Annotated in this window: 27 protein-coding genes; 16 read left to right on the plus strand and 11 right to left on the minus strand. The window is 67.4% G+C overall.

All coding sequences use genetic code 11. The annotated features are described in order from the left end of the window. Both ACU5AP_RS08455 and ftsH read left to right on the plus strand, forming a co-directional pair. Positions 1 to 1,017: ATP-binding protein (locus ACU5AP_RS08455; RefSeq protein WP_446681063.1), on the plus strand; the 1,017-nt coding region annotated here is incomplete at its 5' end. Between the two features lie 42 nt (positions 1,018 to 1,059). Next, positions 1,060 to 3,012, plus strand: a complete 1,953-nt coding sequence (gene ftsH / locus ACU5AP_RS08460; RefSeq protein WP_003163855.1) for an ATP-dependent zinc metalloprotease FtsH — start codon at positions 1,060 to 1,062, stop codon at positions 3,010 to 3,012. A gap of 78 nt (positions 3,013 to 3,090) precedes the next feature. On the opposite strand, the gene rnk is transcribed toward ftsH, so the two are convergent. Continuing rightward, the gene (rnk, locus tag ACU5AP_RS08465; protein WP_128719519.1) at positions 3,091 to 3,501 is read right to left on the minus strand and encodes a nucleoside diphosphate kinase regulator; all 411 of its coding nucleotides are present in this window, start codon (positions 3,499 to 3,501) and stop codon (positions 3,091 to 3,093) included. Between the two features lie 451 nt (positions 3,502 to 3,952). Here rnk and folP point away from each other — a divergent pair, with 451 nt between their 5' ends. Next, positions 3,953 to 4,777 (plus strand): dihydropteroate synthase, encoded by an 825-nt coding sequence (gene folP, locus ACU5AP_RS08470; protein WP_128719520.1) that lies wholly within the window; start codon positions 3,953 to 3,955, stop codon positions 4,775 to 4,777. A 3-nt stretch (positions 4,778 to 4,780) separates the two neighbouring features. Here the strand turns inward: folP and ACU5AP_RS08475 are convergent, their stop codons facing one another. Next, positions 4,781 to 5,248: an SRPBCC domain-containing protein gene (locus ACU5AP_RS08475; protein ID WP_446681064.1), complete on the minus strand. Its 468-nt coding sequence runs from the start codon at positions 5,246 to 5,248 to the stop codon at positions 4,781 to 4,783. A gap of 267 nt (positions 5,249 to 5,515) precedes the next feature. Here ACU5AP_RS08475 and ACU5AP_RS08480 point away from each other — a divergent pair, with 267 nt between their 5' ends. From ACU5AP_RS08480 to ACU5AP_RS08490, 3 genes are read left to right on the plus strand one after another with little or no spacing between them, the layout of a single operon-like run. Then, complete coding sequence (locus tag ACU5AP_RS08480; protein WP_087140888.1) at positions 5,516 to 5,860, plus strand: DMT family transporter; 345 nt, start codon at positions 5,516 to 5,518, stop codon at positions 5,858 to 5,860. After that, a complete protein-coding gene (gene thiD / locus ACU5AP_RS08485) occupies positions 5,857 to 6,648 on the plus strand; it encodes a bifunctional hydroxymethylpyrimidine kinase/phosphomethylpyrimidine kinase (protein WP_128719522.1) in 792 nt (263 codons plus the stop codon). Before ACU5AP_RS08480 ends, thiD begins: the two co-directional genes overlap by 4 nt. 41 nt (positions 6,649 to 6,689) lie before the next feature. Next, positions 6,690 to 7,274, plus strand: a complete 585-nt coding sequence (locus ACU5AP_RS08490; protein ID WP_046651803.1) for a nucleotidyltransferase family protein — start codon at positions 6,690 to 6,692, stop codon at positions 7,272 to 7,274. Here the strand turns inward: ACU5AP_RS08490 and ACU5AP_RS08495 are convergent. Continuing rightward, positions 7,259 to 7,804, minus strand: a complete 546-nt coding sequence (locus ACU5AP_RS08495; protein WP_003163846.1) for a hypothetical protein — start codon at positions 7,802 to 7,804, stop codon at positions 7,259 to 7,261. The genes ACU5AP_RS08490 and ACU5AP_RS08495 overlap by 16 nt on opposite strands. 108 nt (positions 7,805 to 7,912) lie before the next feature. Further along, positions 7,913 to 9,289: a flavin-containing monooxygenase gene (locus ACU5AP_RS08500; protein ID WP_313521186.1), complete on the minus strand. Its 1,377-nt coding sequence runs from the start codon at positions 9,287 to 9,289 to the stop codon at positions 7,913 to 7,915. A gap of 526 nt (positions 9,290 to 9,815) precedes the next feature. Between ACU5AP_RS08500 and ACU5AP_RS08505 the strand changes: the two genes are divergently transcribed. The 3 genes from ACU5AP_RS08505 (at position 9,816) to ACU5AP_RS08515 (ending at position 12,908) form a co-directional block, all read left to right on the plus strand. Continuing rightward, positions 9,816 to 10,772 (plus strand): glycosyltransferase family 9 protein, encoded by a 957-nt coding sequence (locus ACU5AP_RS08505; protein WP_446681065.1) that lies wholly within the window; start codon positions 9,816 to 9,818, stop codon positions 10,770 to 10,772. Positions 10,773 to 10,839: 67 nt separating this feature from the next. Next, positions 10,840 to 12,177 carry a dihydroorotase gene (locus tag ACU5AP_RS08510; RefSeq protein ID WP_003163843.1) on the plus strand — a complete coding sequence of 446 codons (1,338 nt, stop codon included), beginning with the start codon at positions 10,840 to 10,842 and terminating at the stop codon, positions 12,175 to 12,177. Next, positions 12,174 to 12,908 (plus strand): prephenate dehydrogenase/arogenate dehydrogenase family protein, encoded by a 735-nt coding sequence (locus ACU5AP_RS08515; RefSeq protein ID WP_128719524.1) that lies wholly within the window; start codon positions 12,174 to 12,176, stop codon positions 12,906 to 12,908. Before ACU5AP_RS08510 ends, ACU5AP_RS08515 begins: the two co-directional genes overlap by 4 nt. 3 nt (positions 12,909 to 12,911) lie before the next feature. On the opposite strand, the gene ACU5AP_RS08520 is transcribed toward ACU5AP_RS08515, so the two are convergent. Further along, a complete protein-coding gene (locus ACU5AP_RS08520) occupies positions 12,912 to 13,835 on the minus strand; it encodes an alpha/beta hydrolase (RefSeq protein ID WP_128719525.1) in 924 nt (307 codons plus the stop codon). A 137-nt stretch (positions 13,836 to 13,972) separates the two neighbouring features. On the opposite strand from ACU5AP_RS08520, the gene ACU5AP_RS08525 reads away from it, so the two are divergent. The 3 genes from ACU5AP_RS08525 to ACU5AP_RS08535 all read left to right on the plus strand — a co-directional run bounded on the left by ACU5AP_RS08525 (position 13,973) and on the right by ACU5AP_RS08535 (position 16,880). Then, positions 13,973 to 14,731, plus strand: a complete 759-nt coding sequence (locus tag ACU5AP_RS08525) for a 3-oxoacyl-ACP reductase (RefSeq protein WP_128719526.1) — start codon at positions 13,973 to 13,975, stop codon at positions 14,729 to 14,731. A 38-nt stretch (positions 14,732 to 14,769) separates the two neighbouring features. Further along, positions 14,770 to 15,519: an SDR family NAD(P)-dependent oxidoreductase gene (locus ACU5AP_RS08530; protein WP_046651794.1), complete on the plus strand. Its 750-nt coding sequence runs from the start codon at positions 14,770 to 14,772 to the stop codon at positions 15,517 to 15,519. A gap of 161 nt (positions 15,520 to 15,680) precedes the next feature. Further along, the gene (locus tag ACU5AP_RS08535; RefSeq protein WP_128719527.1) at positions 15,681 to 16,880 is read left to right on the plus strand and encodes an aspartate aminotransferase family protein; all 1,200 of its coding nucleotides are present in this window, start codon (positions 15,681 to 15,683) and stop codon (positions 16,878 to 16,880) included. 16 nt (positions 16,881 to 16,896) lie between these two features. Here ACU5AP_RS08535 and ACU5AP_RS08540 read toward each other — a convergent pair whose 3' ends face one another. Both ACU5AP_RS08540 and ACU5AP_RS08545 read right to left on the minus strand, forming a co-directional pair. Further along, positions 16,897 to 17,082: a hypothetical protein gene (locus tag ACU5AP_RS08540; RefSeq protein ID WP_046651792.1), complete on the minus strand. Its 186-nt coding sequence runs from the start codon at positions 17,080 to 17,082 to the stop codon at positions 16,897 to 16,899. Between the two features lie 93 nt (positions 17,083 to 17,175). Further along, positions 17,176 to 18,003 carry a hypothetical protein gene (locus ACU5AP_RS08545; RefSeq protein ID WP_433942636.1) on the minus strand — a complete coding sequence of 276 codons (828 nt, stop codon included), beginning with the start codon at positions 18,001 to 18,003 and terminating at the stop codon, positions 17,176 to 17,178. Between the two features lie 257 nt (positions 18,004 to 18,260). Here ACU5AP_RS08545 and ACU5AP_RS08550 point away from each other — a divergent pair, with 257 nt between their 5' ends. Next, positions 18,261 to 19,058, plus strand: a complete 798-nt coding sequence (locus tag ACU5AP_RS08550; RefSeq protein WP_446681066.1) for a helix-turn-helix domain-containing protein — start codon at positions 18,261 to 18,263, stop codon at positions 19,056 to 19,058. 42 nt (positions 19,059 to 19,100) lie between these two features. On the opposite strand, the gene ACU5AP_RS08555 is transcribed toward ACU5AP_RS08550, so the two are convergent. The 4 genes from ACU5AP_RS08555 to ACU5AP_RS08570 form a co-directional block, all read right to left on the minus strand. Next, positions 19,101 to 19,604 (minus strand): Clp protease N-terminal domain-containing protein, encoded by a 504-nt coding sequence (locus ACU5AP_RS08555; RefSeq protein ID WP_128719530.1) that lies wholly within the window; start codon positions 19,602 to 19,604, stop codon positions 19,101 to 19,103. Between the two features lie 9 nt (positions 19,605 to 19,613). After that, positions 19,614 to 19,835, minus strand: a complete 222-nt coding sequence (locus tag ACU5AP_RS08560; RefSeq protein ID WP_128116280.1) for a helix-turn-helix domain-containing protein — start codon at positions 19,833 to 19,835, stop codon at positions 19,614 to 19,616. A 70-nt stretch (positions 19,836 to 19,905) separates the two neighbouring features. Continuing rightward, a complete protein-coding gene (locus ACU5AP_RS08565; protein WP_446681067.1) occupies positions 19,906 to 20,823 on the minus strand; it encodes a DUF5829 family protein in 918 nt (305 codons plus the stop codon). Between the two features lie 4 nt (positions 20,824 to 20,827). Then, positions 20,828 to 22,903, minus strand: a complete 2,076-nt coding sequence (locus tag ACU5AP_RS08570) for a TonB-dependent siderophore receptor (RefSeq protein WP_164917994.1) — start codon at positions 22,901 to 22,903, stop codon at positions 20,828 to 20,830. 121 nt (positions 22,904 to 23,024) lie between these two features. Between ACU5AP_RS08570 and ACU5AP_RS08575 the strand changes: the two genes are divergently transcribed. The 3 genes from ACU5AP_RS08575 to ACU5AP_RS08585 are packed head-to-tail and all read left to right on the plus strand — an operon-like array spanning position 23,025 to position 26,212. Next, positions 23,025 to 24,212 (plus strand): ABC transporter substrate-binding protein, encoded by a 1,188-nt coding sequence (locus ACU5AP_RS08575; protein ID WP_128719533.1) that lies wholly within the window; start codon positions 23,025 to 23,027, stop codon positions 24,210 to 24,212. Next, entirely contained in the window at positions 24,209 to 25,249 is a 1,041-nt protein-coding gene (locus tag ACU5AP_RS08580; protein WP_128719534.1) for a FecCD family ABC transporter permease, read from the plus strand. Before ACU5AP_RS08575 ends, ACU5AP_RS08580 begins: the two co-directional genes overlap by 4 nt. Beyond that, entirely contained in the window at positions 25,250 to 26,212 is a 963-nt protein-coding gene (locus ACU5AP_RS08585; protein WP_128719535.1) for an ABC transporter ATP-binding protein, read from the plus strand. The last annotated feature ends 238 nt before the right edge of the window (positions 26,213 to 26,450 follow it).

Consider the following 26,450-nt stretch of genomic DNA (forward strand, 5'->3'; position numbering starts at 1 on the left):
GGCGGTCCCGGCGTCCCGGCGCGGGCGCGGGCGGCGCGTCACGCCCTGCTGGCCGAGGCCGCGCGGGAAGCCGGCGCGCGCGTCATCCTGACCGGCCACACCGCCGATGACGTCGCCGAAGGCGACTGGATGCGGGCCCAAGGCGCGACGCTGGGCCGCCTGCGCGAGGCGTCGCCGTCGCCCGCCTGGCCGGAAGGGCGAGGACTGTTGCTATTGCGGCCTGTGTTGGGCGAGGGGCGCGAGACGCTGAGGGATCATCTGCGCGCGCGCGGCCTGACATGGCTGGAAGACCCCGCCAACGCGGACCTGCGCTACGGGCGGGGCAGGGCGCGGGCGGCGCTGGCGCAGGTAGAGGGCCCTGCTGCGTCATCGGCGACTGTTGCTTGTGCGAGGGCGGCCCATGAGCCGGGCGACCAGACTTGGGCCGGGGTTCTGCCTCTATCGCGCGACCTGCCTGCGTCGATGCTGGCGGCCGTGCTGCTGTGCGCAGGCGGAGGCGCGACGCCGCCGCGCGGGGATCGCCTGGCGGCCCTTCGGGCGCGGCTGGCGGACGGTGAGGACTTCACCGCGGTCCTGTGCGGCGCTCGCGTCGAGGCGTCCGGCGCGCATGTTCAGGCGATGCGTGAACCGGGCGAGTGGAAACGCTGCCCGCCTGGCCCGCTGGCCCTGCTGCCGGGGCGATCCGCCGTCTGGGACGGGCGTTTCGAGATCGTGACGGATCAGTCGGGCCTGCGCGTCGAGGCGGCCGCCGGGCGGCTGGCGCAACTTTCCGACGTTGAGCGCGCCGTTCTGGCGCCCCTGCCGCCCGCCGCGCGCGCCGCTGCGCCGGTGCTGATCGATCCCGAAGGACGGCCGGTTCTGGCCTGGCGCCGGGCGTGTGTAAGGGCGCTTGCGTCGCGACGTCTGGCGCTCGCCCTTGCGGCGTTCGGGGGCGAAACGACGCAGGAAGACGGACTCTTTCAATCCCTTCATGGCGAAACGCCGCCGTCTGACCTATTTTCAGAGAAAGACTGCTGATCGACGGACCGAGCGCGGCCGCGTCGAGGAACCGAGGACCGAATGAACCTGCGCAATTTCGCCATCTGGGGCGTGATCCTTCTGGGACTGGTGACGGTCTATGCTGCGATCAGCCAGAACGGCGGCGCCCCCGCCATGCCGGGCGCCAAGGGCGCCGCGGCCGCCGGTCGCCCCGAACCCATCACCTATTCCCAGCTGATGACCGCCGTTGAGCGTCAGGAGATCAAGTCGATCGTCGCGCGCGGCGAGACGATCACCGGCGTCTTCAAGAACGACAGCAAATTCACCGCCGTGACGCCGGTGCCGAACGCCGAGCTGGTCGAGCAGATCCGCAAGTCCGGCGTCGAGGTCGAAACCAAGAGCACGCGTCAGCCGTGGTGGTCGGGTCTGCTGGGCCTGTTGCTGCCGGTGGCGCTGATCATCGGCTTCTGGCTGTTCATCATGAACCGGATGCAGGGCGGGGCGAAGGGCGCCATGGGCTTCGGCAAGTCCAAGGCCAAGCTGCTGACCGAGCACAAGGGCCGCAAGACCTTCGACGACGTCGCCGGCGTGGATGAGGCCAAGGACGAACTTCAAGAGGTCGTCGACTTCCTGAAGGACCCGGCCAAGTTCCAGCGTCTGGGCGGCAAGATCCCCAAGGGCGCCCTGCTGGTCGGCCCTCCGGGCACCGGCAAGACCCTGCTGGCGCGCGCGGTCGCGGGCGAGGCGGGCGTGCCCTTTTTCTCGATCTCGGGTTCGGACTTCGTGGAGATGTTCGTCGGCGTCGGCGCCAGCCGCGTGCGCGACATGTTCGAACAGGCCAAGAAGAACGCGCCGTGCATCATCTTCATCGATGAAATCGACGCCGTGGGCCGTCACCGCGGCGCCGGCCTGGGCGGCGGCAACGACGAGCGCGAGCAGACGCTGAACCAGCTGCTGGTCGAGATGGACGGCTTCGAGGCGTCCGAGAACATCATCCTGATCGCCGCGACCAACCGTCCCGACGTGCTGGACCCGGCCCTGCTGCGTCCCGGCCGCTTCGACCGTCAGGTCGTGGTGCCCAACCCCGACGTCTCGGGCCGCGAGCGCATCCTGCGCGTTCACATGAAGGACGTGCCGCTGGCCGCCGACGTCAACGTCAAGACGCTGGCGCGCGGCACCCCGGGCTTCTCGGGCGCGGACCTGGCCAACCTGGTCAATGAAGCGGCCCTGATGGCGGCCCGCAAGGACCGTCGCATGGTCACGCACCGCGACTTCGAGGACGCCAAGGACAAGGTCATGATGGGCTCCGAACGGAAGTCCATGGCCATGAACGAGGAAGAGCGCCGCCTGACCGCCTATCACGAAGCCGGTCACGCCATCGTCGCCATCAACGTCAAGATGGCCGACCCGGTGCATAAGGCGACCATCGTCCCGCGCGGCCGCGCCCTGGGCATGGTGATGCAGCTGCCGGAAGGCGACCGCTACTCCATGAAGTTCCAGCAGATGATCGACCGCATCGCTATCATGGCGGGCGGCCGCGTCGCCGAGGAGCTGATCTTCGGACCGGAGAGCATCACCTCGGGCGCCAGCTCGGACATCGAGCAGGCGACCAAGCTGGCCCGCGCCATGGTCACGCGCTGGGGCTTCTCCGAGAAGCTGGGCACGGTGGCCTATGGCGAAAACCAGGAAGAGGTCTTCCTGGGCCACTCGGTGTCGCGCAGCCAGAACGTCTCGGAAGAGACGGCCCGCATCATCGACGAAGAGGTCCGCCGCATCGTCACCGAAGGCTGGGAAGAGGCGCGCCGCATCCTGACCGAGAAGGCGGGCGACCACGAGAAGCTGTCGCAGGCCCTGCTGGAGTACGAGACCCTGTCGGGCGACGAGATCAAGGATCTGCTGGAGAACGACCAGCCGCCCAAGCGCGACGACGAGAACGACACGGTCGTCGGTCCGTCGCTGTCGGTCCCGGCCACGCCGGAAGACGAGGCGGCGCCGCAGGCCGAGCCCGCCGTCCAGCCCGCGACGAGCGCGTAGAGCCTGTCCGGCAAGCCGATATGAAAAGGGGCGCGTCCGTCGGACGCGCCCCTATTTTTTGCTCTGATCGAAAGCGGTTCAGCCTGCGGCTGCTTCGGCGTCCTCGACCTTGACCAGGGTCAGCTTGCGCGCGGCGCCGGAGGTGTCGGGCCAGTTGATCGACTGGCCTTCCTTCAGGCCGATCAGCCCCGCCCCGACATAGGACAGGATGGAGACGCGCCCGGCGTCGATATCGGCGTCCTTGGGCAGCACCAGCTGGACGCGACGCACCTCGGGGCTGTGGTCGTCGACGTACTGAAGCCAGCGGTTCAGGGTGACGACGTTCTTGGGCATGGCCTTGGGCTCGCACACCTTGGCGCGGTCCAGTTCCTGTTGCAGCAGGCCGGCGGGGCCTGAGCCGGGCAGGTCGCCGACCAGGCGGTCCAGGGCGTCGAAGTCGTCGCTGCGAAGCGTGATGGCGGGCAGGGCGCCCTTGCGGGGGGTGGTCATGAGGAAAACTCTCTGGAAATTCGGGCGACGTCAGGCGGCCGAGGGGCCGTCGTCGTCGGGCTGTTCTGGATCGGCATGTTCGGGGTCGGACGGCGCCCCGGGCGCGGTCGGTCTCCGAAAAGGAATGATGTCGGCGCCGCGCGGCGGTTCGCCGGGACGGCTGTCGTCCGTAGTGTCTGGGCGGCGTGTCATGGCGCAAATCTACGCGAGCGGCTCCAGGCCGGCGCGGTCCTGCAAAATGAATGGGGGAAACAGGAGACTTAAAGCAACTTGGTCCCGTAACGGGCGCCCGGCGCAGGGCGCACGGCGGACCGCTACGGGTTAAAGGCCTTCGACGCGGCGTCCCGCGTGGGTGAGGCGTCGAGCCTGGCTGACGAAGCGTTCCATTGCCTTTAGAGGCTGGACCCAGGCGCGGTGAAAGTCAAACTGCGGCCTCTGGAGTCGATGTCGCATGACCCATCAATCCCTCGTGAAGCCGCCGCTCGTCATGGGCATCGTCAACGTCACGCCGGACAGCTTTTCCGACGGCGGGCGGCACGCCACGGCCGAGGCGGCGCTGGTTCACGCCCTGAAGTTGATCGAACAGGGCGCCGACGTGTTGGACGTGGGCGGAGAAAGCACGCGCCCCGGTTCGGATCCGGTCGATGAGGCCGAAGAGACCGCCCGCGTCGCGCCCCTGATCGCCGAGATTCGCGCGCGCTGGGACGGCCGGATCAGCATCGACACCATGAAGCCCGCCGTCGCCCGCGCCGCCGTCGTCGCCGGGGCGACGATGTGGAACGACGTCACGGCCCTGAACCATGCGCCCGACAGCCTGGCGACCGCCGCCGAACTGGGCTGCGAGGTGGTGCTGATGCATATGAAGGGCGCGCCCAAGACGATGCAGGACGACCCGCGCTATGACGACGTCACAGCCGAGGTCGTCGCCTTTCTGGCGGCGCGGGCCGAGGCGGCCGTGGCGGCGGGTATCGCGCGCGAGAAGATCTGGCTGGACCCCGGCATCGGCTTCGCCAAGACGACGGCCCACAATCTGACGCTGACGGCGCGACTGGGCGCCCTGGTCGATCTGGGCTTTCCGGTCCTTTACGCCGCCAGTCGCAAGCGTCTCATTCAGGGCGTGGACGCCGCGGCGATAGAGGCGGGTGATCGTCTGGGCGGCTCTCTGGCTCTGGCGCTGGAGGGCGGGCGGCGCGGCGCCCGCATGGTGCGGGTCCACGACGTGCGCGAAACGGTCCAGGCTCTGAAGCTTCAGGCGGCGGTGACGGCGGCCGGTTGAGCCTCAGCCCTTCCAGTCAGGCAGCACCTGATCGGGGAAGCGATCGACGATGAATGTCGGCTCGATCGCCCGCTCCAGCCACAGCTTGGCGCCGGCTAGGACCAGGGTGAAGCCTTCCATGGCGTCCAGCGCGGCCTTCACCCCTTCGTCCGTGGCGGGAAAGCTCCGGTTGAAGATTTCGACCCAGGTCGTCTTGCCGCGCGCTTCGAAGCGCCATTCGACCTCGGTCGGCTGATCATCCAGGTTCCAGTCGATAAGAATTCGCCGGTTAACCTGAACATCCTTGACCAGGATACGCGTCGAGACGCCGTACATCCCCCAGGTCCATGTCACGGTCGCTCCCTGGGACAGGCGGCGATCGCCATGGGTGAACCAGAACCACGGCGTCACCCCTGGTTCGGTAAAGGCTTGATAAACCTCATCGATGGGGCGTCGGATGAGTATTCCAGTATGAACTGTGGGCGTCGACATGCAGACCCATTCTTTCTGGGAATCGAGGCGGCAACGCTTGTAGTCGAATATTGGTTTCTGTGACGTGAATAAAAGAATTCAACCTGAGTGATAACTCAATATCGACGAACATTAACATGTGTAAATGTTTATGGTGATCGTTGTTTGCGCGCGTTGTTGTGCTGATGGGCTGTCCTGTGGGCGCGGAGTGCTGGGATCGGCTGGCGCTTGCGTTGCAAGGGCAGACGGCCTCTTGTCTGAATGGGCGCCATCCGCCATTCAGCCGTCATGTCTTGGCTTCTGTCTCTTAATCCCTGGCTGGTTCTCGTGGTGGCGGGGCTGTTCGAAGTGGGCTGGGCGTCCGGCGTCAAATACGTCGGCGTGCAGCGGCCGCTGATCTCGCTGGGCGTGGCCGTAGCCTTGGCCGCCAGCATGGTCGGGCTGTGGGCCGCGACGCAGCGCCTGCCGGTCGGCACGGCCTATGCCGTATGGACGGGCATCGGCGCCGTGGGCGCGGCGGTGGTCGGGGTGGCCGTCTATGGCGAGCCGGCGACGGCGGTGCGGGCGGTCTGCATCCTGCTGATCGTCGCGGGCATCGTCGGGCTGAAGCTGTTCTCGGGCGTGACGGCATGAAAGGCCGGGTGCTGATCCTGGCGGGTTCGGATTCCGGCGGCGGCGCAGGCATCCAGGCGGACATCAAGGCCGTGACCATGCTGGGCGGGTTCGCCGCCACGGCGATCACCGCTATCACCATCCAGAACACCCTGGGCGTTCACGGCGTCCACCCTGTGCCGCTGGAGGTGATCGAGACCCAGGCCAAGGCGGTGCTGGACGACATCGGCGCCGACGCGCTGAAGACCGGAATGCTGGGCTCGGTCGAGGTGGTGGAGAGGGTCGCCGGTTTGATCGACTATGCGGGGGGCGTTCCGGCCGTGGTCGATCCCGTCATGATCGCCAAGGGCGGTTCGCCCTTGCTGGCGGATGCGGCGGTGGAGGCCGTCCGCCGCCTGATGGTTCCGCGGGCGGCCCTGCTGACCCCCAATGCGCCGGAGGCCGAGGCCCTGACCGGGCTGGAGGTCGCCGATCTGGACGGCCAGCGCCGCGCGGGCGAGGCGCTGTTGAACATGGGCGCGCGGGCGGTTCTGATGAAAGGCGGCCATGTGCCGGGCGCGACGGTGGTCGACCTGTTGCTGACAGCCGACGGCGAGACGGTGCTGGAGAGCGAACGGATAGAGACGCGCCACACGCACGGCACCGGCTGCACCCTGGCCAGCGCCTGCGCGGCGGGGATCGCCAAGGGGCTGCCCCTGCCGGTCGCGGTGGCGGAAGCCTGGGCCTATGTCGCCGAAGCCATCCGCCGCGCGCCCGGCCTGGGTCAGGGGCACGGTCCGCTGGATCACGCCTGGCCGGTGCGGGGCTGAGGCCGCTTGGCGCGGCGCCGGAATCGCCCTCACAGGACGGCATGACCCTGGAAGCTCGCCTGACCGAGATCGTCCGCGCCGACGCGGGCCTGATGCACGTATTGACCGTGATGCGGGAACTGAATCTGCCCGACTGGCGGCTGTTCTCCGGCGCCGTCTATCAGGCGGTGTGGAACGCCCAGACAGGCCGCCCGGTCGGCTATGGGATCAAGGACTACGACATCGGCTATTTCGACGCCGACACCTCATGGGACGCCGAGGACGTCGTCATCAAGCGCGTCGCCGCCGCCTTTGAGCCGCCCCTGCGCGATCAGGTCGAGGTGCGGAACCAGGCGCGGGTCCATCTGTGGTTCGAAGACAAGTTCGGCGAGCCCTATGACCCCTTGACCTGCACCGACGACGCCCCGGCTCGCTTCGTGGCTCCGGCCTTCGCCGTGGGCGTGCGGCTGGAGGCGGACGACGCGATCAGCGTGGTCGCGCCCTTCGGACTGGAGGACGTGTTCGCTATGACCATCCGCCCCAATCCGACGCGCGGCCTGGCCAAAGGTTGGGAACGAGTGATCGCCAACGCTCGCGGCCGCTGGCCCGAGATCACGGTCGTCGACGGGGCTCAGCCGACGGCGTAGCGCGCGGTGATCCCGTCCGGCTGGAAGTCGTGGGCGGCCAGCCGGTCCAGCGAGGCGAGGACGCGCGCGGCGAAGGCGTCGGGGTCGCCCTCCTCGACGGCGGGCCGTAGCCAGTCGGTGACGACGGCGCGCGCCGGATAGGTTCCGACCGGGCCAGGCGCGCTCAGGGCGACCTCGATCCCTTCAGCGATCCAGCCCGCCACGGTGATGAAGAAGTCCATCCCGAGCAGAAAGTCCGAACGGCGCAGGACATAGAGGGTGATGATCCCGTCCTCGACCCCGTCAGGCCGCACGATCACGCCGCTGCGGTCGGGACGCCAGTCGTCGGATAGTTCGACCGCCCGCCACAGGCAGAACCAGACCCGACAGGTCTGCGGCCGGATCTCATGCACGGAACAGCCCGCGCCATCGACGCAATAGGCGCACAGTTCGCCCGTCGGCTTGGCCAGTTCGGGCAGGTCCAGCGGGATCACGCGGCAGCATTCGACGCAGCCGCCGCAGGTGCGCTCAGGAAGAAGGGGCAGGGACATGGCCGCCCTCTAGCGCAGGTCGGGCGCAAATGCGCGGGCTTTGACGGAGCTCTGGCGCACGGGGCGCCCCGCCCTGCGACCCGCCGGACCGCAGGGCGGGGCCATGCATCAGGCGCGCGCGGCCTGGCTGCGGGTCGAGGGCAGGCGCAGATAGGCTTCCAGCGAGTCGTCGAACGCCTTCATCCAGGGCACATGGTGACGCGCCGCCAGCGTGCCGGTCAGGACCGAGCGATAGCATTTGTCGCGATAGCCCATGATGTCGGCCTTCTTGTCCTTCTTCCACTGCAGGAAGATCCGGTTGATGTTGTCGATGTCGAGATCCGGATAGTCGGTCTGGGCGATCAGGCGCTTGATGTATTCGCCCTGGTATTCAAAGGCCTCGGCATCCGTGCGGATTTCGACCTCCTTCTCGCGCCAGTGGTCGTTGGCGGCCTCCATGTCCGCGCGCGACGGCAGCTGGATGCGGTCCATGATGATGTCGCGCGTCAACCAAGCCTGGGCGTCGAACATGTTGAAGCTGTACCAGAGATCCTGCATCCCCAGGTAGAACAGCTTGGGATTGGGCGTGAAGGCCACGCCTTCATACAGGTTCAGCGGCCACAGACGGTTGCTGGTCTTCAGGCGCAGTTCGTCCGGCAGGAAGGGGAAGTGGTGCTTGTAGCCGGTGCACAGGATGATGGCGTCGACGTCGCGGCGCGTGCCGTCGTTGAAGTGGGCGGTCTTGCCGTCCACGCGCGTCAGGCAGGGCTTTTCCTCCCAGCCCTTGGGCCAGTCATAGCCCATAGGCCGGCTGCGATAACTGGTCGTGACTGATTTCGCGCCGTATTTGTAGCACTGCGAGCCGATGTCCTCGGCCGAATAGCTGGAGCCGATCAGCAGCACGTCCTTGCCCTTGAACTCGGCCGCGTCGCGGAAGTCGTGGGCGTGCAGGATGCGGCCGGGGAACAGGTCGAAACCCGGATAGGACGGCGCGTTCGGCGTCGAGAAGTGGCCGGTGGCGACGATCACATGGTCGAACGTCTCGGTGGTGCGGCGGCCGGCCGAATAGTCCTTGGCCGTCACGGTGAACCGGCCCGACGCCTTGTCGAAGACCACGTCCTTCACCGCGGTGTTGAACCGGATGTACGGGCGGATGTTCGCCTTGTTCACCCGGCCCTGGATATAGTCCCACAGGACTTCGCGCGGCGGATAGGAAGAGATCGTCTTCTTGAAGTGCTCGTCGAAGGTGTAGTCGGCGAACTCAAGGCATTCCTTGGGGCCGTTCGACCACAGGTAGCGGTACATGCTGGCGTGAACGGGCTCGCCGTTCTCATCGATGCCGGTGCGCCAGCTGTAGTTCCACATGCCGCCCCAGTCCTTCTGCTTCTCGTAACAGACGATCTGAGGGATGTCCGCGCCCTTGTCGCGGGCCGACTGAAAGGCGCGGAGCAGGGCCAGTCCCGAGGGGCCGGCGCCGATGATGGCGATACGTTTTTGCTTGGGCATATTCACTCTGGGCTGTTGGGTCAGAGGCCCCGGCGCAGGGCGGCGCTGCGGCCGCAAATCACACGGGGCGAACGAAGGGCCGAGCCGCCAGCACTCCCAATATAGGGAATGAGGTCATGGAATCGGCGCGCGAAAATATAAAATCGTCTTAATATTTTAGAGTTCATACTTATCGGACTGGGCGATTATTTCTCTAATTCTTCGATTTATCGGCAGCATCAGAACAAATGTATTTTCAACGAGTATGAAGAAATATTCGCCAAGTCGTTCTCATATTGTCATTTCAATCCTTCGATTATGAAACAATGTTGACGCGATCGCAAATTTCGCCCCAGTAAGCACAATTTCAAGGCGCGTCCGAAAAGTCGTTTCTTCCCGCGGTCAGGGCGTTTGGCGGGGTGCGAGCGCGCCGCTCGCGCCGTGCGCTTCGTCCGACTCGAGGACGACGGGGCGGTTGGCGTGCAGCGGCGGCCCGCCGTCCTGCATTCTCGCTGAATTCCGAAGAGAATCCGGCTAGACTCAGCCCATGCATGGTCGTTTTCCGATCCTCTACATCGCCGAGGCGGACGCCGAGGAGGCGGTCCTGTCGTCGGGCGTGTTGGCCCAGTTGGTCGAGGCCATCCCTCAGGCGACCTTCACCGTCGTCGGCTCGCCGGCCAGCGCGCCGCTGTTCGCCGACCTGCCGCGTCTGCAGCGGCTGATCACCCTTGACCGCGACGGGCGCTGGGACTGGATCGCCCTGTGGAACCAAGTGCGCGAGACCAACTGGGGGCTGGTGGTCGACATGCGCGGCTCGACCCTGTCGGGCAAGCTGCGGCGCCAGCGTCGGGCGGTTCGGGGCAAGACCCTGCCGGGCGTGCATCTGGTGGAGCAGGCGGCGCGGACCCTGCAACTGGACGAGATTCCGCCGCCGAAACTGTTCATCGCACGCGATGCGCAGGAAGCGGCCGACTCCCTGATCCCGCCGGGCGAAGGTCCGATCCTGGCCGTCGGGCCGGGCGCAGACTGGATCGGCAAACGCTGGCCCGCCGATCGCTACGCCAAGGTCGCCATCTCCCTTCTGGGCGAGGGCGGGCCGCTGGCGGGCGGACGGCTGATGATCGTGGGCGAGGAGGCGGACCGCGACGCGGCCCAGACCGTCCGCTCGGCGGTCAAGCGGGACCGGGTGATCGAACTGCAGGGGCGGCTGACGCGGCTGCAGACGGCGGCGGCCCTGTCGCACGCGGATCTCTATCTGGGCGGCGACTCCCTGTGGACCCAACTGGCCGTAGCGGCGGGCGTTCCGGCGGTGGCGGTGTTCGGCCCTTCGGACGAGACGCTGAAGCGTCCGTGGACCGGCGTCGCCGTACGCGGCCCGCGCACGCTCGATGAGTTCCGCGAACTGGACCCGCGTCTGAACCAGCACATCCAGCACATGATGGACCTGCCCTATGAGCGGGTGCTGAAGGCGGCGAAGAAGCTGCTGGCCGAACGGACGGCCTGATCGCCCTCGGCTTGCGTCTCCAAGCCTTCGGCGCGCATAAGCGCCGGAACTTCAGGAGATGCGCGCGATGACCCAGACCTATGACCTGATCGTTCGGGGCGGCGAGGTGGCCAACCACGCCGGACGCGGCAAGGCCGACGTCGGCGTCATCGACGGCCGCATCGCCTTCATCGGCGACCTGTCGCAGGCTTCGGCCGGAGAGGTGTTCGACGCGACGGGCCTGACCGTCCTGCCGGGCGTCATCGACACCCAGGTCCACTTCCGCGAGCCGGGGCTGGAGTGGAAGGAAGACCTGGAGACCGGCAGCCGCGCGGCGGCTCTGGGCGGCGTCGTCGCCGTGTTCGAGATGCCGAACACCAACCCCAACACGACCGACCCCGACACCATGGCCGACAAGCTGGCGCGGGCGAAGGATCGGATGTGGACCGACCACGCCTTCTACGTCGGCGGCACGCATGAGAACGCCGAGCATCTGGCCGATCTGGAGCGCCTGCCGGGCTGCTGCGGGGTCAAGGTCTTCATGGGCGCCTCGACCGGCGATCTGCTGATCGCCGACGACGAGGGCGTGCGCAAGGTGCTGTCGAACGTGCGCCGCCGCGCCACCTTCCACTCGGAAGACGAATACCGCCTGGTCGAGCGTCGCAACCTGGCCCGCACCGGCGACTGGACCAGCCACCCCGAGGTCCGCGACGCCGAAAGCGCCATCATGTCCACCCGCCGGCTGGTGGGCCTGGCCAAGGAGACCGGCGCGCGCATCCACGTCCTGCACGTCACGACGAAGGACGAGATGGAGTTCCTGCGTTTCCACAAGGACGTCGCCACCGTCGAGATCACGCCCCAGCACCTGACCCTGGCGGCGCCCGAGGCCTATGAACGCCTCGGCGCCTACGCCCAGATGAACCCGCCGATCCGGTCGCAGGAGCATGTCGACGCCCTGTGGTTGTGGGGCATGCAGCAGGGCGTGGCCGATGTGCTGGGCTCGGACCACGCGCCGCACACCAAGGAAGAAAAGTCCAAGCCCTATCCGGCTTCGCCGTCGGGCATGCCGGGGGTGCAGACGCTGGTGCCGCTGATGCTGACCCATGTGGCCAACGGTCGGCTGTCGCTGGAACGCTTCATCGACCTGACCTCGGGCGGGGCGCAGCGGGTGTTCGGCACGGCGAACAAGGGACGGATGGCCGTCAGCTATGACGCCGACCTGACTATCGTCGATCTGAAGGCGAAGAAGACTATTACGCACGACCAGCAGGCCACGCGCTGCGGCTGGACCCCCTTCGATGGCTTCGAGGCGACGGGCTGGCCGGTCGCCACCATCGTGCGCGGCCGCGTAGTGATGAAGGACGGCGAACTGATCGGTCAGGCCCACGGCCAGCCGGTGCGGTTCCAGGAGACGCTGGCGGGGTGAGCGGCCCAAAGCCCCAACTCGGCCTGATCGGCTTCGGCGCCTTTGGGCGGCTGACGGCCAAGCATCTGGCGTCGTGGTTCGACATCCTCGCCCATGATCCGGCGGCCAGCGACGACGAGGGGCTGGCGCGGCTGACCACGCTGGAAGAGGCCGCCGCCTGTCCGGTGGTGGTGCTGGCCGTGCCGGTCGGCGTGTTGGCGGAAACGGTCGCGGCGATCGCGCCGCATCTGACGCCGGGGGCGTTGGTTCTCGACGTCGGCTCGGTGAAGGTGAAGCCGGCCAAGGTCATGCTGGACGGCCTGCCTGACAGCGTCGGCATCGTCGGAACCCACCCCCTGTTCGGCCCCCAGAGCGGCAAGGACGGCATTGCGGGGTTGAGGATCGCCGTCTGTCCGGTGCGCGGCGACAAGGCGGCGTGGCGCGTGGCCGCCTTCTGCAGGAAGGCGCTGGGGCTGAAGGTCTTCGTCGTCTCGCCCGAAGATCACGACCGCGAGGCGGCGACGGTGCAGGGCCTGACTCATCTGATCGCCAAGGTGCTGCTGGCGATGGAGCCGCTGCCGACGCGCATGACGACGACCAGCTTCGAGCGCGTCATTCAGGGCGTCGACATGGTCCGCCACGACAGCGCAGCGGTGTTCCGCGCCATCGAACACGACAACCCCTTCGCCGCCGAAGTCCGCCGCCGCTTCTTCGACCTGGCCGAACAGGCGCGGGCGGAACTGGACGATTAGGGCCTAGCGCGGTTTCAGGATGAAATCCGCTGTCGCTTCGACCACGCCGGGCGCCAAGGGCAGGGCTGGGTCCATATAGGTCGCGATATTGGCCGCACGTTCGGCGGGCGCGGTCTTCAGGACGTGGTTGACGCCGTCCCAGACGACGAGTTCGGCGCGGGGCTGGGCCGCCTTGATCGCTTCGGCGTCGGTCAGGCTGATTTGAATGTCGGTGGTCCCCTGGCCGATGAAGATCGGGCCGTCATAGGCGGCGGCCATCTTCGCCGGATCCAACGCCAGCCAGGAGATGAGGTAGGGTTGGACCGACGGTCGGAACAGGGCGGCCAGCGATGCAGGCGGATCGGCGACCGTGCGGCCTCCCTCCAGTTCGCCGACGACGGCATAGGCCTCGGCCTTCAGCGGCTCGGGCAGGCTGGACAGTTGCTCGCGCAGCACTGTTCCCGCCGGACGTCCGGCGCCGGACAGCAGCACCAGGCCGCACACCTTGTCGTCGCCCTCCGCCACGGCGGCCAGGGCGACCAGCGCGCCTTCGCTGTGGCCGATCAGCCAGGCGCACGGGCGGCCCGCCTTCGCCGCCGCCTCGGCCGCCCAGGCGCGGGCGTCGTCCGCATAGGCGGAAAAGCGCAGGTCGGCTTCGGAAGGACCAGCGGCTGCGCTTTCGCCGATGCCGCGCTTGTCGATGCGGGCGGTAGCGACGCCGCGCTCGGCCAGACCTTCGGCCAGCAGGCGATAGGTCGCGGCGCGGATGCCGACTTGCGGGCTGTCGCCGTTGCGATCCGTCGGACCGGAGCCGGGCAGGATGACGGCGGCCGCGTGGATCTGGCTCTCGGGCGTCAGCAGGGTTCCGTGCAGCGGCGCGGGGCTGGACGGCAGTTCGACCGGCGTCGAAACCGGCGAGAGCAGCAGGGCGGCGGCGAAGGTCAGCATAGATGTCTCCTGAGCGTCCTCTGAGTTAGTCGGCCAAGGGAGGCGCAAGGGCAACCCTTGTTCTTTTAGGCGCCGCTGGCCTTGGCGGCAGGTGCGGCCTATGGCTGAGGTTGGTTCAGAATTTGCGAGTTGTTCTCATGGAAATCCGCGATCAGATCGTTCTCATCACCGGCGGGGCGCGCGGCGTGGGCGCGGCGGCGGCGCGAGCCTTTGCGGGGCAGGGCGCGCGAGTGGCGATCAACTGGCGCAGCAGCGGCGAGCGGGCCGAAGCGCTGGCGGCGGAACTGGGCGAGCGCGCCTTCGCCGTTCAGGCTGATGTGACGGACCGCGCGGCGGTGGAGGCTATGGTCGCCAAGGTTCAGGGCCATTTCGACGGCCCGGTCAGCACCGTGGTCAACAATGCGCTGGACTACAGCTTCAACGGCGACGCCCGCGCCCAGATGGCCGATATTCCGTGGGAAGACATGGAGCGTCAGTTCGCGACCGTGATCCGGGGCGCCCTGAACGTCATTCAGGCGACGGCGCCGGGCATGGGCGCGCAAGGCTTCGGCCGGGTGGTCAACATCGGCACCAACCTGTTCCAGAATCCGGTGGTGCCCTATCACGACTACACCGCCGCCAAGGCCGCTCTGCTCAGCCTGACGCGGACGGCGGCGGGCGATCTGGGGCCGTCAGGGATCACGGTCAACATGATCTCGGGCGGGCTTCTTCGCACGACCGACGCCAGCGCCGCGACGCCCGAAGCGGTGTTCGACCTGATCGCCGGCATGACGCCGCTGCGGTCCGTCACCACGCCGGAAGAGTTCGCCGATGCCGCCCTCTTCTTCGCATCGCCGTGGAGCCGGGCGGTGACGGGGCAGAATCTGGTGGTCGACGGCGGGCTGGTGCGGGATTAAGTCGGGCCGACATTAAAGCCTCAGCCAGGACGGACATCATGAGCGGCGTCATTCTGATCACCGGAGCCACCTCGGGCATAGGCCGGGCGGCGGCGCGTCGCTTCGCCGGCGCGGGCTGGAAGGTGATCGCCACCGGCCGCCGTCAGGAGCGTCTGGACGAACTGGTCGCCGAACTGGGCGCCGACCGGGTCCACGCCGCGCCGTTCGACATGCGGGACGAAGCCGCCATCGACGCGGCGCTGGACGCCCTGCCCGAGGGCTTCCGCGACATCGACGTGCTGATCAACAACGCCGGGCTGGCGCTGGGCACGGCGACCGCGCAAGAGGCCGATCTGGCCCAGTGGCGCCAGATGATCGACACCAACATCACCGGCCTGGTGACGCTGACGCATCGCCTGCTGCCGCGCCTGATCGCGCGCAAGGGAGCGATCCTGAACATCAGTTCGGTGGCGGCGACCTATCCGTACAAGGGCGGCAACGCCTATGGCGGGACCAAGGCCTTCGTGCGCCAGTTCTCGCTGGGGCTGCGCTCGGACCTGCACGGGACGGGGGTGCGCGTCACCTCCATCGAGCCGGGCATGGCCGAGACGGAGTTCACCCTGGTCCGCACCGGCGGCGACCAGGCGGCGTCCGACGCCCTCTATGGCGGGGCGGCGCCGATGACCGGCGAAGACATCGCCGAGACCCTGTTCTGGGTCGCGACCCTGCCGGCGCATCTGAACATCAATGCGCTGGAGCTGATGCCGGTCAGCCAGTCGTTCGCCGGCTTCCAGGTGGCGCGCGACTGAGGTTGGTCAGGCCGTCAGGCCTCTGCTGATCGGACGGTCATCCGGTCTAGGTGAATTCCTGAAACCGACCCTGATGAACCATCCGGCGTCGGATTAGCGTGACTGCGTGCCTGTCCTGTCGACAGGTTTTCGCCGTGTCCGGCCTATTCACGAAGAGCCTCATGACCAGCCCCATCCTACCCGTCGCAGCCCGTCTGGATCTGGCGTTCGAATATGGAAAGGGCGCCTGGCTCTATGACCAGGACGGCAAGGCCTATCTGGACTTCGCCTCGGGGATCGCGGTGAACGCCTTGGGCCATTGCCACCCGCACCTGGTGCGGGCGCTGAAGAAGCAGGCGGGCAAGATCTGGCACACCTCCAACACGGTGCGCATCCCCGAGGGCGAACGGCTGGCGCAGCGGCTCGTCGACAGCACCTTCGCCGAAGTGGTCTATTTCGCCAACTCGGGCGGCGAGGCCAATGAGGCGGCGGTCAAGATGGCGCGCCGTCGCCACGCCGTGGCGGGTCGGCCGGAGCGGTATCGCATCGTCACCTTCGAGGGGGCCTTTCACGGGCGCACCCTGGCCATGATCGCCGCCACCGGCCACCCGCCCTACATCGAAGGTTTCGGCCCCAAGGTCGAAGGGTTCGATCAGGTCCAGTTGGACGACTGGGACGCGCTGGAGGCGGTCGTCACGGATCAGACCGCCGCCCTGATGATCGAGCCCATCCAGGGCGAAGGCGGACTGCGCGTCGTCACGACCGAGACCCTGGAGCGGCTGCGGCGCATGTGCGACGAGCGCGGCATGCTGCTGATCCTCGACGAAGTACAGTCGGGCGTGGGCCGCACCGGCCGGTTCTTCGCCCATGAATGGAGCGGGATCGTTCCCGACATCGTCACGGTGGCCAAGGGCATCGGCGGCGGCTTTCCCATGGGCGCCTGTCTGGCGACGCGCCATGCGGCGGAAGGGATGACCCTGGGCACCCACGGCACCACGTTCGGCGGCAACCCCCTGGCCATGGCGGTCGGCAACGCCGTGCTGGACATCGTACAGGACGACGCCTTCCTGGCGCGGGTGTTGAACAAGGCGGTGCTGTTGCGACGCCAGCTGAAGCGAGTGCAGCGTGTCTACGGCAGGCTGGTCGGAGAACTGCGCGGCGAGGGTTTGCTGCAGGGCTTCTGCGCCCGAGGCGTCGAGGCGCGCGATTTCGTGGCGGCGTTGCGCGAGCAGGGGCTGATCGCCCTGGCGGCGCGCGATAACGTCGTGCGTTTCGCGCCGCCGCTGACGGTGACGGCCAAGGAGATCGCCGACGCCGGCGCCCGCCTCGAAGCCGCCTGCGGGGCTTTGACGCGAGGCGGGCGCTCAAGCAGGGCGGCTTGAGCGCCGCGAAGCGAAGTCAGCTCCATCCGATCGTGATGACGGCGATGGTCGCAATGAGCACCGCCGCCGTCACTACGGCGATCGGAAGGGCCAGTATCTGGATCAGGGCGGTCTTGCGCGAGGCGCCGCCTTCCGGCGTATCGGCCCCTTCGAAAGAGCGCCTGCGCGGCCCTGGGTTATGGATGCGCGAGTCTTGGTTCATGGCCGGTCGTCCTGCTTGTCCGAAATCGCGTGAACTGTGGCGACAGGGGCGAGGGTGCTGGCTTGCCGGGTGGTTAGAAAGGTCCAGTCTGTTTCATTTCGATAGGCCGGTTGGCGCGTCAACGGGGGGGCGGTCGTCAAACAGAGGTTCCGGGCGCAGAAATGTAAAGCCGACGTTGTCGAACTGCTGGATGACCGCCGGTTTGAAATCGAGCGGGGCGTAGACGGGATGACGGATCGTCACCTCATCACTGGGGCCGGCGGCTCTCACATGCGCCCGATCATAGGTCGTATAGGTCTGACAGACGTGATTATGGGTCTCGCCGGCTCGTCTTAGGTTCACCACGGGGATGTTGACGGCGGGGGCGCGCATCAGCGTCATCATCCCTTTGAGGCCGGTTTGTCCGGCAATCCGCCAGGCCGGCGCGATGGACGAGCCATGGCGGTGCAGAATGGAGCCCTCGGCGATCAGATCGCCGGCCGTGTCCGCAAATCGAAAGCGCCACAGCTCGCCTTCCTTTTTGATTTCGCTTCGGGTCAGGCGTGCGGGCAGGCGCAGGTGCTCGTCATTGTAGCGAACGACGCGCAGCGTATCGTTCCACAGGCCGTGGCAGACCATGTGAAGATCCGGCCGGTTCGCCAGGGCGCCGAAAAACGCAAAGGGGTGGGCGGGCAGTTTCGCTCTCGCGACGGGGGTCGCGAACAGGGATATCTGCAACTCGTGATGGGCGCCGAGGTTGGCCTTGACGAAGTCGCATATCCAGATGGCGGCCAGCGCCCGGCCTTGCGTGTCGAGCAGGGGCGTCAGCCCTTCCTGGGCCAGCAGGTCGGCCGCCTTCTTCCCATCGACCGTGCCGTTCATGCACAGCATGACGCCGTCATAGACATGATAGGGCGTGGTGAGTTCTTCGTCCGCGACCATGACGCGGCCGTCCAACGGAAAGCGTTGAAACAGGAAGTCTTTGGGCTTCATGACAGGCCTCTTGAGCAGGAGTGCAGGCGAATGGGAGCTGCGCTTGGAGGATGGCGCGCCGCGTCAGCGGGGGCTTCAGGCCGACGCCCGGCGATCCATGCTGGGGAGGGTGTTCTGCGTATAGAACCGAAGCGACACGGGGGCCGTCGCGCGTGATGTCGGCCCGCCTGCACCGGCCCAGCGCCCCGGCGTCAGCCTGGATCTATATGGCGATCGAACGCGATACGCGCGGCCTGCCGCTCGCCGACGAACAGCGCTTCAACTTCTATCCGGCCACGCCGTTTCCGAGCATCTCATGGATTTTCGAGGGCGAGTTGCACCTGGCCGCAGACCGCCCGGCTGTCGCGCAAGGGAGGTTGGGGCGGCCGCTTCTTCGGGTGGTGTTCGCGGGGCCGCATCGACGGCCTGTGGCGAGCTGGTCGCCCGGCGCCGTCCATGCGCTTACGGTCAGCTTCTATCCTGAAACCCTCGGCCGCGTGCTGGACATTCCCCTTGAGCGTTGTCTGGACGTGATCCTGCCGCTTGAGGCGGTGATGTCGGGGGCGGCGCTCACATGCTTGCTGAACATCGAGCGCGGCCCTGAGCCTTTCTCGCGCGTGCAGTCGATCGTCTCGTCCTGGCCATCGGGCCGCCCGGTCGAGCCGAGCGGCGTCGACATTCGGGCGTGGCTGTCCATGATCTGCGCGCGCGCGGCGTCGTCTCCGGATGGGGAGGGCGCGCGCCAGGTGCAGCGCCGCATCAAGGGGTGGACGGGCCAGAGCCGACGCGATCTGCAGCTCTATGAGCGTGTGGAGGCCGCGGCGCTTCACGGCCTTGCGGGGGAGCGGGAGACGGCGCCGGATCTCGCCGCCGCTGCGATCGACGCGGGCTTCTCCGATCAGTCGCATCTTGGTCGGGAGGTGCGGCTGGTGACGGGACTGTCGCCGCGCAGGTTGGAAACCTCGGTCCGGAATGACGAGGGCTTCTGGTTGTACCGACTTCTGAAAGGACGACCGAGGCCGTGAGGGCGGCGGCGCGTGGTCATCCGGTCCTGTCTCGGCTGGAGATCAGCCGGCGCGGCTCGCCGCGCTGACGTCGTCCGCCGCGGCTTTCAACCGAGAGAGATCGACGTCCAGAACCCGCAGCGCGCGCGCCGCCACGCCTTCCGACATACCCGCGATGACGCTGACGACATGCGCGCCGTTAAGAGGGGTTCGCCCCTTCTTGAGCGCCGCCAGTTTCTGCATGACGTCCTGACCCGAAGCGGCGGCGCGATAGACGCCGGCGTTCGCCGTCATCGGCGTGCTGAGCGGGCTGTCCGCTTTCAAGCCCAGTGAACCCAGGCCGTCGTCATACTGTTTCTGGATCGCGGCCTTGAGGCCGTCGGGCGAGGCGCCGGCCTGTTCAAAGGCGCGACGCGCGGCGCCGTCCGGCAGGTCCAGCGCCGCCAGGAGAAGGTGCTCGGCGCCGGGCTCCCGCTGCTGGTCCTGCAGGGCGTAGGCTTCCGCCGTTTCGCTGAGAAATTTGATGACGCCTATGTCGGCGAGCTTCGACTTGACGCCTTGAAGCATGCGGTCCCCTTATCTGGAATGATGGGTCGGCGCGATGTCCGACAGCCGCTTGTGGGCGGCCTGTTTGGTGACGCCCAGGGCCTGGGCGATCCGCGCCCATGACCACCCCTGGCCCAGGGCCGAGCCGACGGCGTCGCGTTCGATGCGATCCGCCAGGCGCCGCAAGGCCACGACCGCAGTCAGCGCCTCGGCGGGATCGGAAGGGACGGCGATGTCGTGCAGGTCGATCATGCGTCAACTTTGATTGACGCGCGTGCGCTTGTCAACAAGGGTTGACGGCCTGCCTGGACGCATGTCGATGTCAGTCAACGCCTTTCGTGGGACGAAAGGCGACCGTCTGCCGGTCCATTCGGATCAGGACGCCTGAGCCCAACGACAGCCTGTCGGGCGGCGCGCCGTCGGTCGCAAGGTCGAGCGACAGCAGACGCGGCGGATCTTCGGAGGCGCGAAGCAACAGCGTCCAGCCATCCCCGGTCAGCAGGGTTCCGTCGGCGGTTTCCCGCCGCTGCAGACCGGCGTCTTCCAACTGCCGGATCAGAAGGCGGAACATGGGCGGCGTGACCTGAAGGGCCAGGTGATTGATGTCGAAACGCCCCTGGTCCTCTGCACTTCGCGGGGCGAGAATGTCCGCGCGCGACGTCTGCGGCGCCTCCGTCGGGCTGGTTCCCGACTGCCAGCGATGGAATTCCGGGCGGTAGGCCATGGCCCACACCGCGAGATGATCTCCGCCCGCCGTCTCGTCGCACTGTACGGAGTCGTACCAGGGCACGGACGGGTCGACACGACGATAGCGGACGGGCGTGCGCCTGGCGCCGATCGGGCAGGTTCGCCGCCAAATCCGCTCCAGGGCGTCGAGGTCGCCGGGAGCGTCATAGCCCAGAGCCACGCCGACCTTGCCGACGGGTTCGCCGAAGCGGTTCTCAGGCGCGAAGAACTCTAGATAGGTCTCTCGCCCGCGGAAGAAGACGCGGTCGGCGCCGGGCTGCGGCGGGGCGTAGTCGGGCAGGCCGCCGTCGGCGCGCCCGAGCAGTCGGCTGAGAGGGGCGCTGTCGCGGACGGCCGCGAACGTGGCGGCGTCCAGCACGACATAGACATGGTTCAACGCCGGCGCGGGTCTGGACGCAACGGCGAAGGCGGGCGGCTGCTGGGGCGCGTTCAGAGCTTCTGCGTCGGCCGTGGTCAGCGTTCCCAGAACTGAGAGGGCAAGGGCGAACCGCATCATCTCACCACCGCTTGCTGAGCGTCAGGCGCGCCGTGCGCGGCGCCTGGGGGTGGATCTGGGAGAAGCCGCCGGTGATGTAGATGGTCTCGTCAGTGGCGTTGTCGACGTTCAGGCGCACTTCATAGCCCGCTCCGAACCGATAGGCCGCGTTCAGGTCCAGCCGCGTGTATCCGGGCAGGTCCAGGTTATTGCCGGTCGTCGCCGCCTGGCTTGAGGCGTGGAACAGGCCGCCGCCGATGGTCAGGCCGTCCAGGTCGCCGCCGAAAGCCCAGGAAGTCCACAGGGCGGCCTGGTGATCCGGCACGCCCGCCAGGCGATTGCCGACGATGAAGGCGTTGGTGTCCCTGGATATCTCGCTGTCGCTATAGGCGTAGGAGGCGATGATCGTCCATTGATCCAGCGGCCGGGCTGACACCTCGGCTTCCAGGCCTCGCACCCGGATTTCGCCAGCCTGGATCACCAGGTTGAAGTCAATCGGGTCGGCCACGACCGCATCCGTCTTGGTGATTTCAAAGGCCGACAGCGTCAGTTCGGCGCGGCCGTCGAACGCCAGGGCCTTGGTCCCGATCTCGAATTGCTCGCCGCGCGTGGGCTTAGGCGTCAGGCCGCTCTCCAAAAGGCCGGCGTCGCCTTCATTGCGCGATGAGCGCGCCCAGCTGGCGTAGATCGACCAGTCGGGCGTCGCCAGATAGGTCAGTCCCGCGCGGGGCGAGAAGGGGCGGTCCGTGCGGCGCACGCCGGGCTCGATGAAGTCTGCGGCGAAGGCGTAGGTCTCGACCTCTTCGAGCCGACCGCCCAGCAGCAGCCGCCACCGGCTCCATGCGATTTCGTCCTGAACATAGAGGCCTGTGGAGGTGTAGTCGTAGTGACTGTCGCCCACGGGCAGATAGGTCGTCGGGCGTCCGGTGCGGATCGGGTTCAACAGGTCGATCGGTCGGCCGAAGGTGATCTGGCCGTCGAGATAGGAGAGCTGGTCGCGGCTGTGGTCGATCCCGATCAGCAGCCTATGGGTCAGGGGCCCGGTCACGACCCGGCCGTACAGTTCCGTCTGAAGGGTCAGGTCGTCCTGGGTTTCGTCATAGCTGACGAAGTTGCGGTTGACCGTCGTGCCGGACAGGGCCGGGAAGCCGTAGTTGAAGAATTGTTCCTCGGGCACGTCGACGGCGGAGATGAAGCCGCCCAGGCGCAGGCGCCAATCCGGGTTGAGGCGGCGGTTGAACTCCAGACCGGCGACCCATTGCTCCTTCTCGACCCGCATGAAGTCCTCGCCGTAGTTGCGGCGCACAGGCTGTTTCAGAAAGGCGGCGTTGTTGCCGAAGCCGCGGTCAAAGGCGGCGTCGCGTTGCAGATATTCCAGCCGCGCCAGCAGGCTGGTGTCGGCGTCGGGGCGCCATTCGACCACGGGCGAGATATAGAGTTGTTCGTTGTCGACGAGTTCGCGGAAGCTCCCGGCGTTCTCATAGCCGATGTTGAGCCGGGCCAGGACCGCGCCGTCAGCGGTCAGCGGCGTGTTCAGGTCCAGTCCGCCGCGCCAGTAGTCGTTCGATCCCGCGACGACGAAGGCTTCGCCTCCAACCTCGGAATAGGGGCGTTTGGACACGAAATTGATCACGCCGCCGGGCTCGAACCGGCCGTAGAGGGCCGAGGCGGGGCCCTTCAGAACCTCGATGCTTTCCACGCCCTGCAGGTCGATTTCCGGCTGGCTCACCGATTGGCGGAAACCGTCGCGCAGGGTGGAGATGTTCTGGAAGCCGCGAATGCGGAAGCGCTGATTGCCCGAGAAGCCGATGGTGCGCTGAACGCCGCTGATCGTCTCGGCCGCTTCGCCGATGTTCGACACATTGCGCAGATCCAGCAGTTCTCGCGACACGATGTTGACCGTGTACGGCGTTTCCAGCGTCGGGGCGCCCGACTTGGTCGCCGTCTCGCCGGGAATGCGGCCCAGCGCGCGGCCGAAGACGGTGATGGCTTCCACCTCGGTCACATCGTCGACCCCTGTGACGATGGGGGCGTCCTGGGCGATCGCCGGACTGGCGAGAAGCGCGGCGAGGCCGACGGTTGTGAGCAGCGTTTTCATGAGATCCCCGATGAAATGATTTGGGGTTGTTATGATATAACGTTGCATATAGTCACCCCATAAATGCGATCTGCAGTCACGGCGGGCGCCGGGCGTTGCAGGCGGCCGCAGAGGGGAAGCGATGCAGAGACGGTCCTTCTTGTTGGCGAGCGCCGCCTCGGCGCTGGCCGGGTGTGGCGACGACGCGCGTCAGACGGCCTCTGTCGATGAAGGCGGCGGCGTTCCCATCCCACTGCGCCACGCCCGTTATCTGCGGCTCGAACGCCATGAAGGGTTCGTCGTGGCCCGGCTGCGCGCGCCGGTTGCGGACCAGAGCGGAGGACAGGCGCAGGAACAGGCGGCCGTGCTGGTGCTGGCGCCGAAGGACGGACCGGCCCCGATCCTCACCGGGCCATTGCAGGACGCCACGGTGATCCGCACGCCCGTCACGCGGATCGCCGCCAATGCGAGTTCGGATGAGGCCTTCCTGGGGCAGCTGGGGGGCAAGGAGCGATTGGCGGCGGTCGGCGGGCGCGTATCCTATGACGATGACGTCCGGCGCGGCGTCATGGAGGGGCGGATCGGACAGATCGGCTACAATTGGCACGCGCCGCCCAATCTGGATGTCCTGCTGGCGGTTCGGCCCGATGTCTTCCTGATGCGGCTGTCGGACCTGGCCCATACGCCGGTTCTGGACCGGGCGCGTCGCCTCGGATTGACCGTGGCGCCGACCTTCGCCGAGGACGAGCCGACTTATCTCGGGCGGGCCGAATGGATTCGGCTGCACGGTCTTCTGATCGGACGTGAGGCGGAGGCGGATCGCCTCTTCGAACAGATCGAGGCGCGGGTGACGGCGTTGAAGGGCGCGGCGTCGCAACGGCCGCCTGTGCCGATGGTGTGGGCCTATCCGGCGGGCGGCGATCGATGGGTGGTCACCGTGCGGGGCGCCGAACAGGCCTATCTTGCGGACGCCGGCGGTCGGAATCTGCTGCTGCGACCGGAGGATGCGCGCAAATGGTCGTCCGAAACCTTGGCGACCGAGCAGATGCTGCCGGTCGTCGATCAGGCCCAGGTGTGGATCGTGGGCGATCTGCACGCCGCCCCGCCGCGCGGTGCGGGCGTGGAGCGCGCGTCTCCGGCGTTCCGCACCGGCCGCCTGTTCGCCAATACGGGTCGCAGCAATCCCGCCGCCAACGCCTATGACTGGTATCAGACAGCCTTCGTGCGGCCGGACTGGGTGCTGGCCGACTTCGTCAAGGCGCTTCATCCCGATCTGGTCAGCGAGCCTTTCCGCTTCCTGAAACCCGTCGCCCAGGGGGCTTATAAATGAGCGCCGCCTTTCGTCCGGTCGCCGTGAGTCTGGCGGCCGCCGGCGTTCTTGCGGCGGTCGCCGTCGCCAGCCTGATGGTCGGTCAGGTCATGCTGAGTCCCGGCGAGGTGTTGACGGGGCTGGGGTCCATCGGGTCCGGGTCGATGGAAAGCCGTATCGTCGTCGATCTGCGTCTGCCGCGCGTCCTGGCGGCGATCCTCGGCGGCGCCGCCCTGGGGCTGGCCGGCCTGATGATGCAGACCCTGTTCCAAAATCCACTGGCTGACGCCTGGTCGCTGGGCCTCATGGCGGGCGGCCAACTGGGCGCCGCCCTGGTCATCGTCGCCGGAGCCGTCGTCGGGCCGGGATTCCTGATGATCCTGACGGGGTTCGCGGGCCTGGGCGTGGTGGCTGGTTCCGCATTGGGCATGCTCGCCGTGGCGCTCGCCATGAGCGCGATGGCGCGTCGTGTCGGCGCCGTGACCTTGCTGGTTCTGGGGCTGATGCTGGGGTTTCTCGCCCAGGGCCTGATCAGCGTGCTGCTGCATTTCACCAACCGCAGCCAGGGCCGAATCTTCGCGGCCTGGAACGACGCCACCTTCGCCAATGTGACGTGGAGCGACTTCGTCGCCTTGGCGCCGCTGCTGGGGTTGGGCCTGGTCGGCTGCGTCATTCTGGCCAAGCCGTTGACGGCGCTTCTGCTGGGCGACGTCTATGCGGAAAGCCTGGGCGTGAACGTGCCCCGATTCAGGCGTCTCGTACTGGGCGCGACCATTCTTCTCGCCGCCCCGGTGACGGCCTTCTGCGGCCCGGTGGCGTTCGTCGGTCTGATCGTGCCGCATCTGGCGCGCGGCCTGGCGGGGAGCGCCAGGATCGGCGTCCTGATTCCGGCGACGGCCTTGATCGGGGCCGCTTTGACCCTGAGCGCCGACCTGGTCGTTCATCTGCCGTGGGAGCAGCATTTTCTGCATCTGAACGCCATTCTCGCCCTGATCGGCGCGCCTTTGGTGATCCTGCTGCTGTTGCGCGCCCGCAGCCTGAGGGGAGGCGAGAGCTGAATGTTCGCGATCGACAATCTTCAGATCGGATACGGCCGCCGGGTTCTGTCCACCCTCTCACAGGTCACGGTGGAGCGGGGCGAGTTCATCTGCCTGCTGGGACGAAACGGCCAGGGCAAGTCCACGCTGCTGCGGACCTTCGCCGGCTTCATCCGGCCGGTGGCGGGCGAGGCGCGGCTCGACGGTCGGCCCGTGGGGGAATGGCCGGCCGCCGAACGGGCGCGCAAGGTCGCGGTCGTGCTGACCGATCGACCGCAGGTCGGCGCGCTGCGCGTGTGGGAGCTGGTCGAGATGGGGCGGCAGCCGTACACCGGCTGGACCGGCGCCCTGTCCGCCGATGACCGGGCGATCGCCGCCGAGGCCTTGGCGCAGGTCGAGGGCGAACACCTGCGTGATCGGTTCGTCGACGGCCTGTCCGACGGCGAACGGCAGCGGGTCATGATCGCGCGCGCCCTGGCCCAACAACCGCAGGTGATGTTGCTGGACGAGATCACCGCCTTTCTGGATCTGCCGAGCCGGGTGACGATCACGTCGACCCTGCGAAAGGTCGCGCATGAGACGGGCGTCTCGATCATTCTTTCCAGCCATGATCTGGAGCTGTCGCTCAACGCCGCCGACCGCATCTGGCTGCTGCCCGGCGAGGGCCGCTTCATCGACGGCGCGCCTGAGGACGTGGCCCTGTCCGGCGCCATCGGCGAGGCCTTCGACCAGTCGAACCTGGTCTTTTCCCTATCGAGCGGGCGCTTTGAAACCCGCGCCTCGCCGCGAGGCGTGGCCTTTATCGACGCGGCTGGCCCTGCGGGACTCTGGCTGGGCAGGGCGCTTGAACGGCTAGGCTATCGCCTGGCCGAAAGCGCGGCGCAGGCGGACTTCGTCATCAAGCGCCTGCACGAGGGCTATGAGTGGAACGGGCTGTTCCACCCCACGATCGGATCCCTGGCGCGCGCGTTGACGCAACGCTGACCCTCGCAGCCTGCCTATCGTAAACGCCTGCATAGGCCGTAGACGTCGTTAGTCCGTTTGATTGACGGCGCACCGTGCAAGAATTGACGGTAGTCAAAACCCGCTATCCGTTTCGGTGGAAGGGTGATGCGGAATTCAGTTTTTCTTCCTAGACATCGGTCAGTGAAACGAGCGTCTTGGCGGTGATGTGGACTCTGAAGGGTCGAGACGCCACACTAGGTTTACCGCTTCATATTCT

It is taken from the genome of Brevundimonas sp. RM1, from assembly GCF_052907225.1.

Excerpts from the sequence above, each read along its gene's own strand:
- ACU5AP_RS08505 (WP_446681065.1), top strand. The coding sequence starts at position 9,816 with ATGCATGGTCGTTTTCCGATCCTCTACATCGCCGAGGCGGACGCCGAG.
- ACU5AP_RS08510 (WP_003163843.1), top strand. The coding sequence starts at position 10,840 with ATGACCCAGACCTATGACCTGATCGTTCGGGGCGGCGAGGTGGCCAAC.
- ACU5AP_RS08580 (WP_128719534.1), top strand. The coding sequence starts at position 24,209 with ATGAGCGCCGCCTTTCGTCCGGTCGCCGTGAGTCTGGCGGCCGCCGGC.
- ftsH (WP_003163855.1), top strand. The coding sequence starts at position 1,060 with ATGAACCTGCGCAATTTCGCCATCTGGGGCGTGATCCTTCTGGGACTG.
- ACU5AP_RS08535 (WP_128719527.1), top strand. The coding sequence starts at position 15,681 with ATGACCAGCCCCATCCTACCCGTCGCAGCCCGTCTGGATCTGGCGTTC.
- ACU5AP_RS08545 (WP_433942636.1), bottom strand. The coding sequence starts at position 18,003 with ATGGTCGCGGACGAAGAACTCACCACGCCCTATCATGTCTATGACGGC.
- ACU5AP_RS08530 (WP_046651794.1), top strand. The coding sequence starts at position 14,770 with ATGAGCGGCGTCATTCTGATCACCGGAGCCACCTCGGGCATAGGCCGG.
- ACU5AP_RS08480 (WP_087140888.1), top strand. The coding sequence starts at position 5,516 with ATGTCTTGGCTTCTGTCTCTTAATCCCTGGCTGGTTCTCGTGGTGGCG.
- ACU5AP_RS08570 (WP_164917994.1), bottom strand. The coding sequence starts at position 22,903 with ATGAAAACGCTGCTCACAACCGTCGGCCTCGCCGCGCTTCTCGCCAGT.
- ACU5AP_RS08490 (WP_046651803.1), top strand. The coding sequence starts at position 6,690 with ATGACCCTGGAAGCTCGCCTGACCGAGATCGTCCGCGCCGACGCGGGC.
- ACU5AP_RS08525 (WP_128719526.1), top strand. The coding sequence starts at position 13,973 with ATGGAAATCCGCGATCAGATCGTTCTCATCACCGGCGGGGCGCGCGGC.
- ACU5AP_RS08500 (WP_313521186.1), bottom strand. The coding sequence starts at position 9,289 with ATGCCCAAGCAAAAACGTATCGCCATCATCGGCGCCGGCCCCTCGGGA.
- ACU5AP_RS08540 (WP_046651792.1), bottom strand. The coding sequence starts at position 17,082 with ATGAACCAAGACTCGCGCATCCATAACCCAGGGCCGCGCAGGCGCTCT.
- thiD (WP_128719522.1), top strand. The coding sequence starts at position 5,857 with ATGAAAGGCCGGGTGCTGATCCTGGCGGGTTCGGATTCCGGCGGCGGC.
- ACU5AP_RS08520 (WP_128719525.1), bottom strand. The coding sequence starts at position 13,835 with ATGCTGACCTTCGCCGCCGCCCTGCTGCTCTCGCCGGTTTCGACGCCG.
- ACU5AP_RS08550 (WP_446681066.1), top strand. The coding sequence starts at position 18,261 with ATGGCGATCGAACGCGATACGCGCGGCCTGCCGCTCGCCGACGAACAG.
- rnk (WP_128719519.1), bottom strand. The coding sequence starts at position 3,501 with ATGACCACCCCCCGCAAGGGCGCCCTGCCCGCCATCACGCTTCGCAGC.
- ACU5AP_RS08565 (WP_446681067.1), bottom strand. The coding sequence starts at position 20,823 with ATGCGGTTCGCCCTTGCCCTCTCAGTTCTGGGAACGCTGACCACGGCC.
- ACU5AP_RS08495 (WP_003163846.1), bottom strand. The coding sequence starts at position 7,804 with ATGTCCCTGCCCCTTCTTCCTGAGCGCACCTGCGGCGGCTGCGTCGAA.
- ACU5AP_RS08475 (WP_446681064.1), bottom strand. The coding sequence starts at position 5,248 with ATGTCGACGCCCACAGTTCATACTGGAATACTCATCCGACGCCCCATC.
- ACU5AP_RS08560 (WP_128116280.1), bottom strand. The coding sequence starts at position 19,835 with ATGATCGACCTGCACGACATCGCCGTCCCTTCCGATCCCGCCGAGGCG.
- ACU5AP_RS08575 (WP_128719533.1), top strand. The coding sequence starts at position 23,025 with ATGCAGAGACGGTCCTTCTTGTTGGCGAGCGCCGCCTCGGCGCTGGCC.
- folP (WP_128719520.1), top strand. The coding sequence starts at position 3,953 with ATGACCCATCAATCCCTCGTGAAGCCGCCGCTCGTCATGGGCATCGTC.
- ACU5AP_RS08585 (WP_128719535.1), top strand. The coding sequence starts at position 25,250 with ATGTTCGCGATCGACAATCTTCAGATCGGATACGGCCGCCGGGTTCTG.
- ACU5AP_RS08555 (WP_128719530.1), bottom strand. The coding sequence starts at position 19,604 with ATGCTTCAAGGCGTCAAGTCGAAGCTCGCCGACATAGGCGTCATCAAA.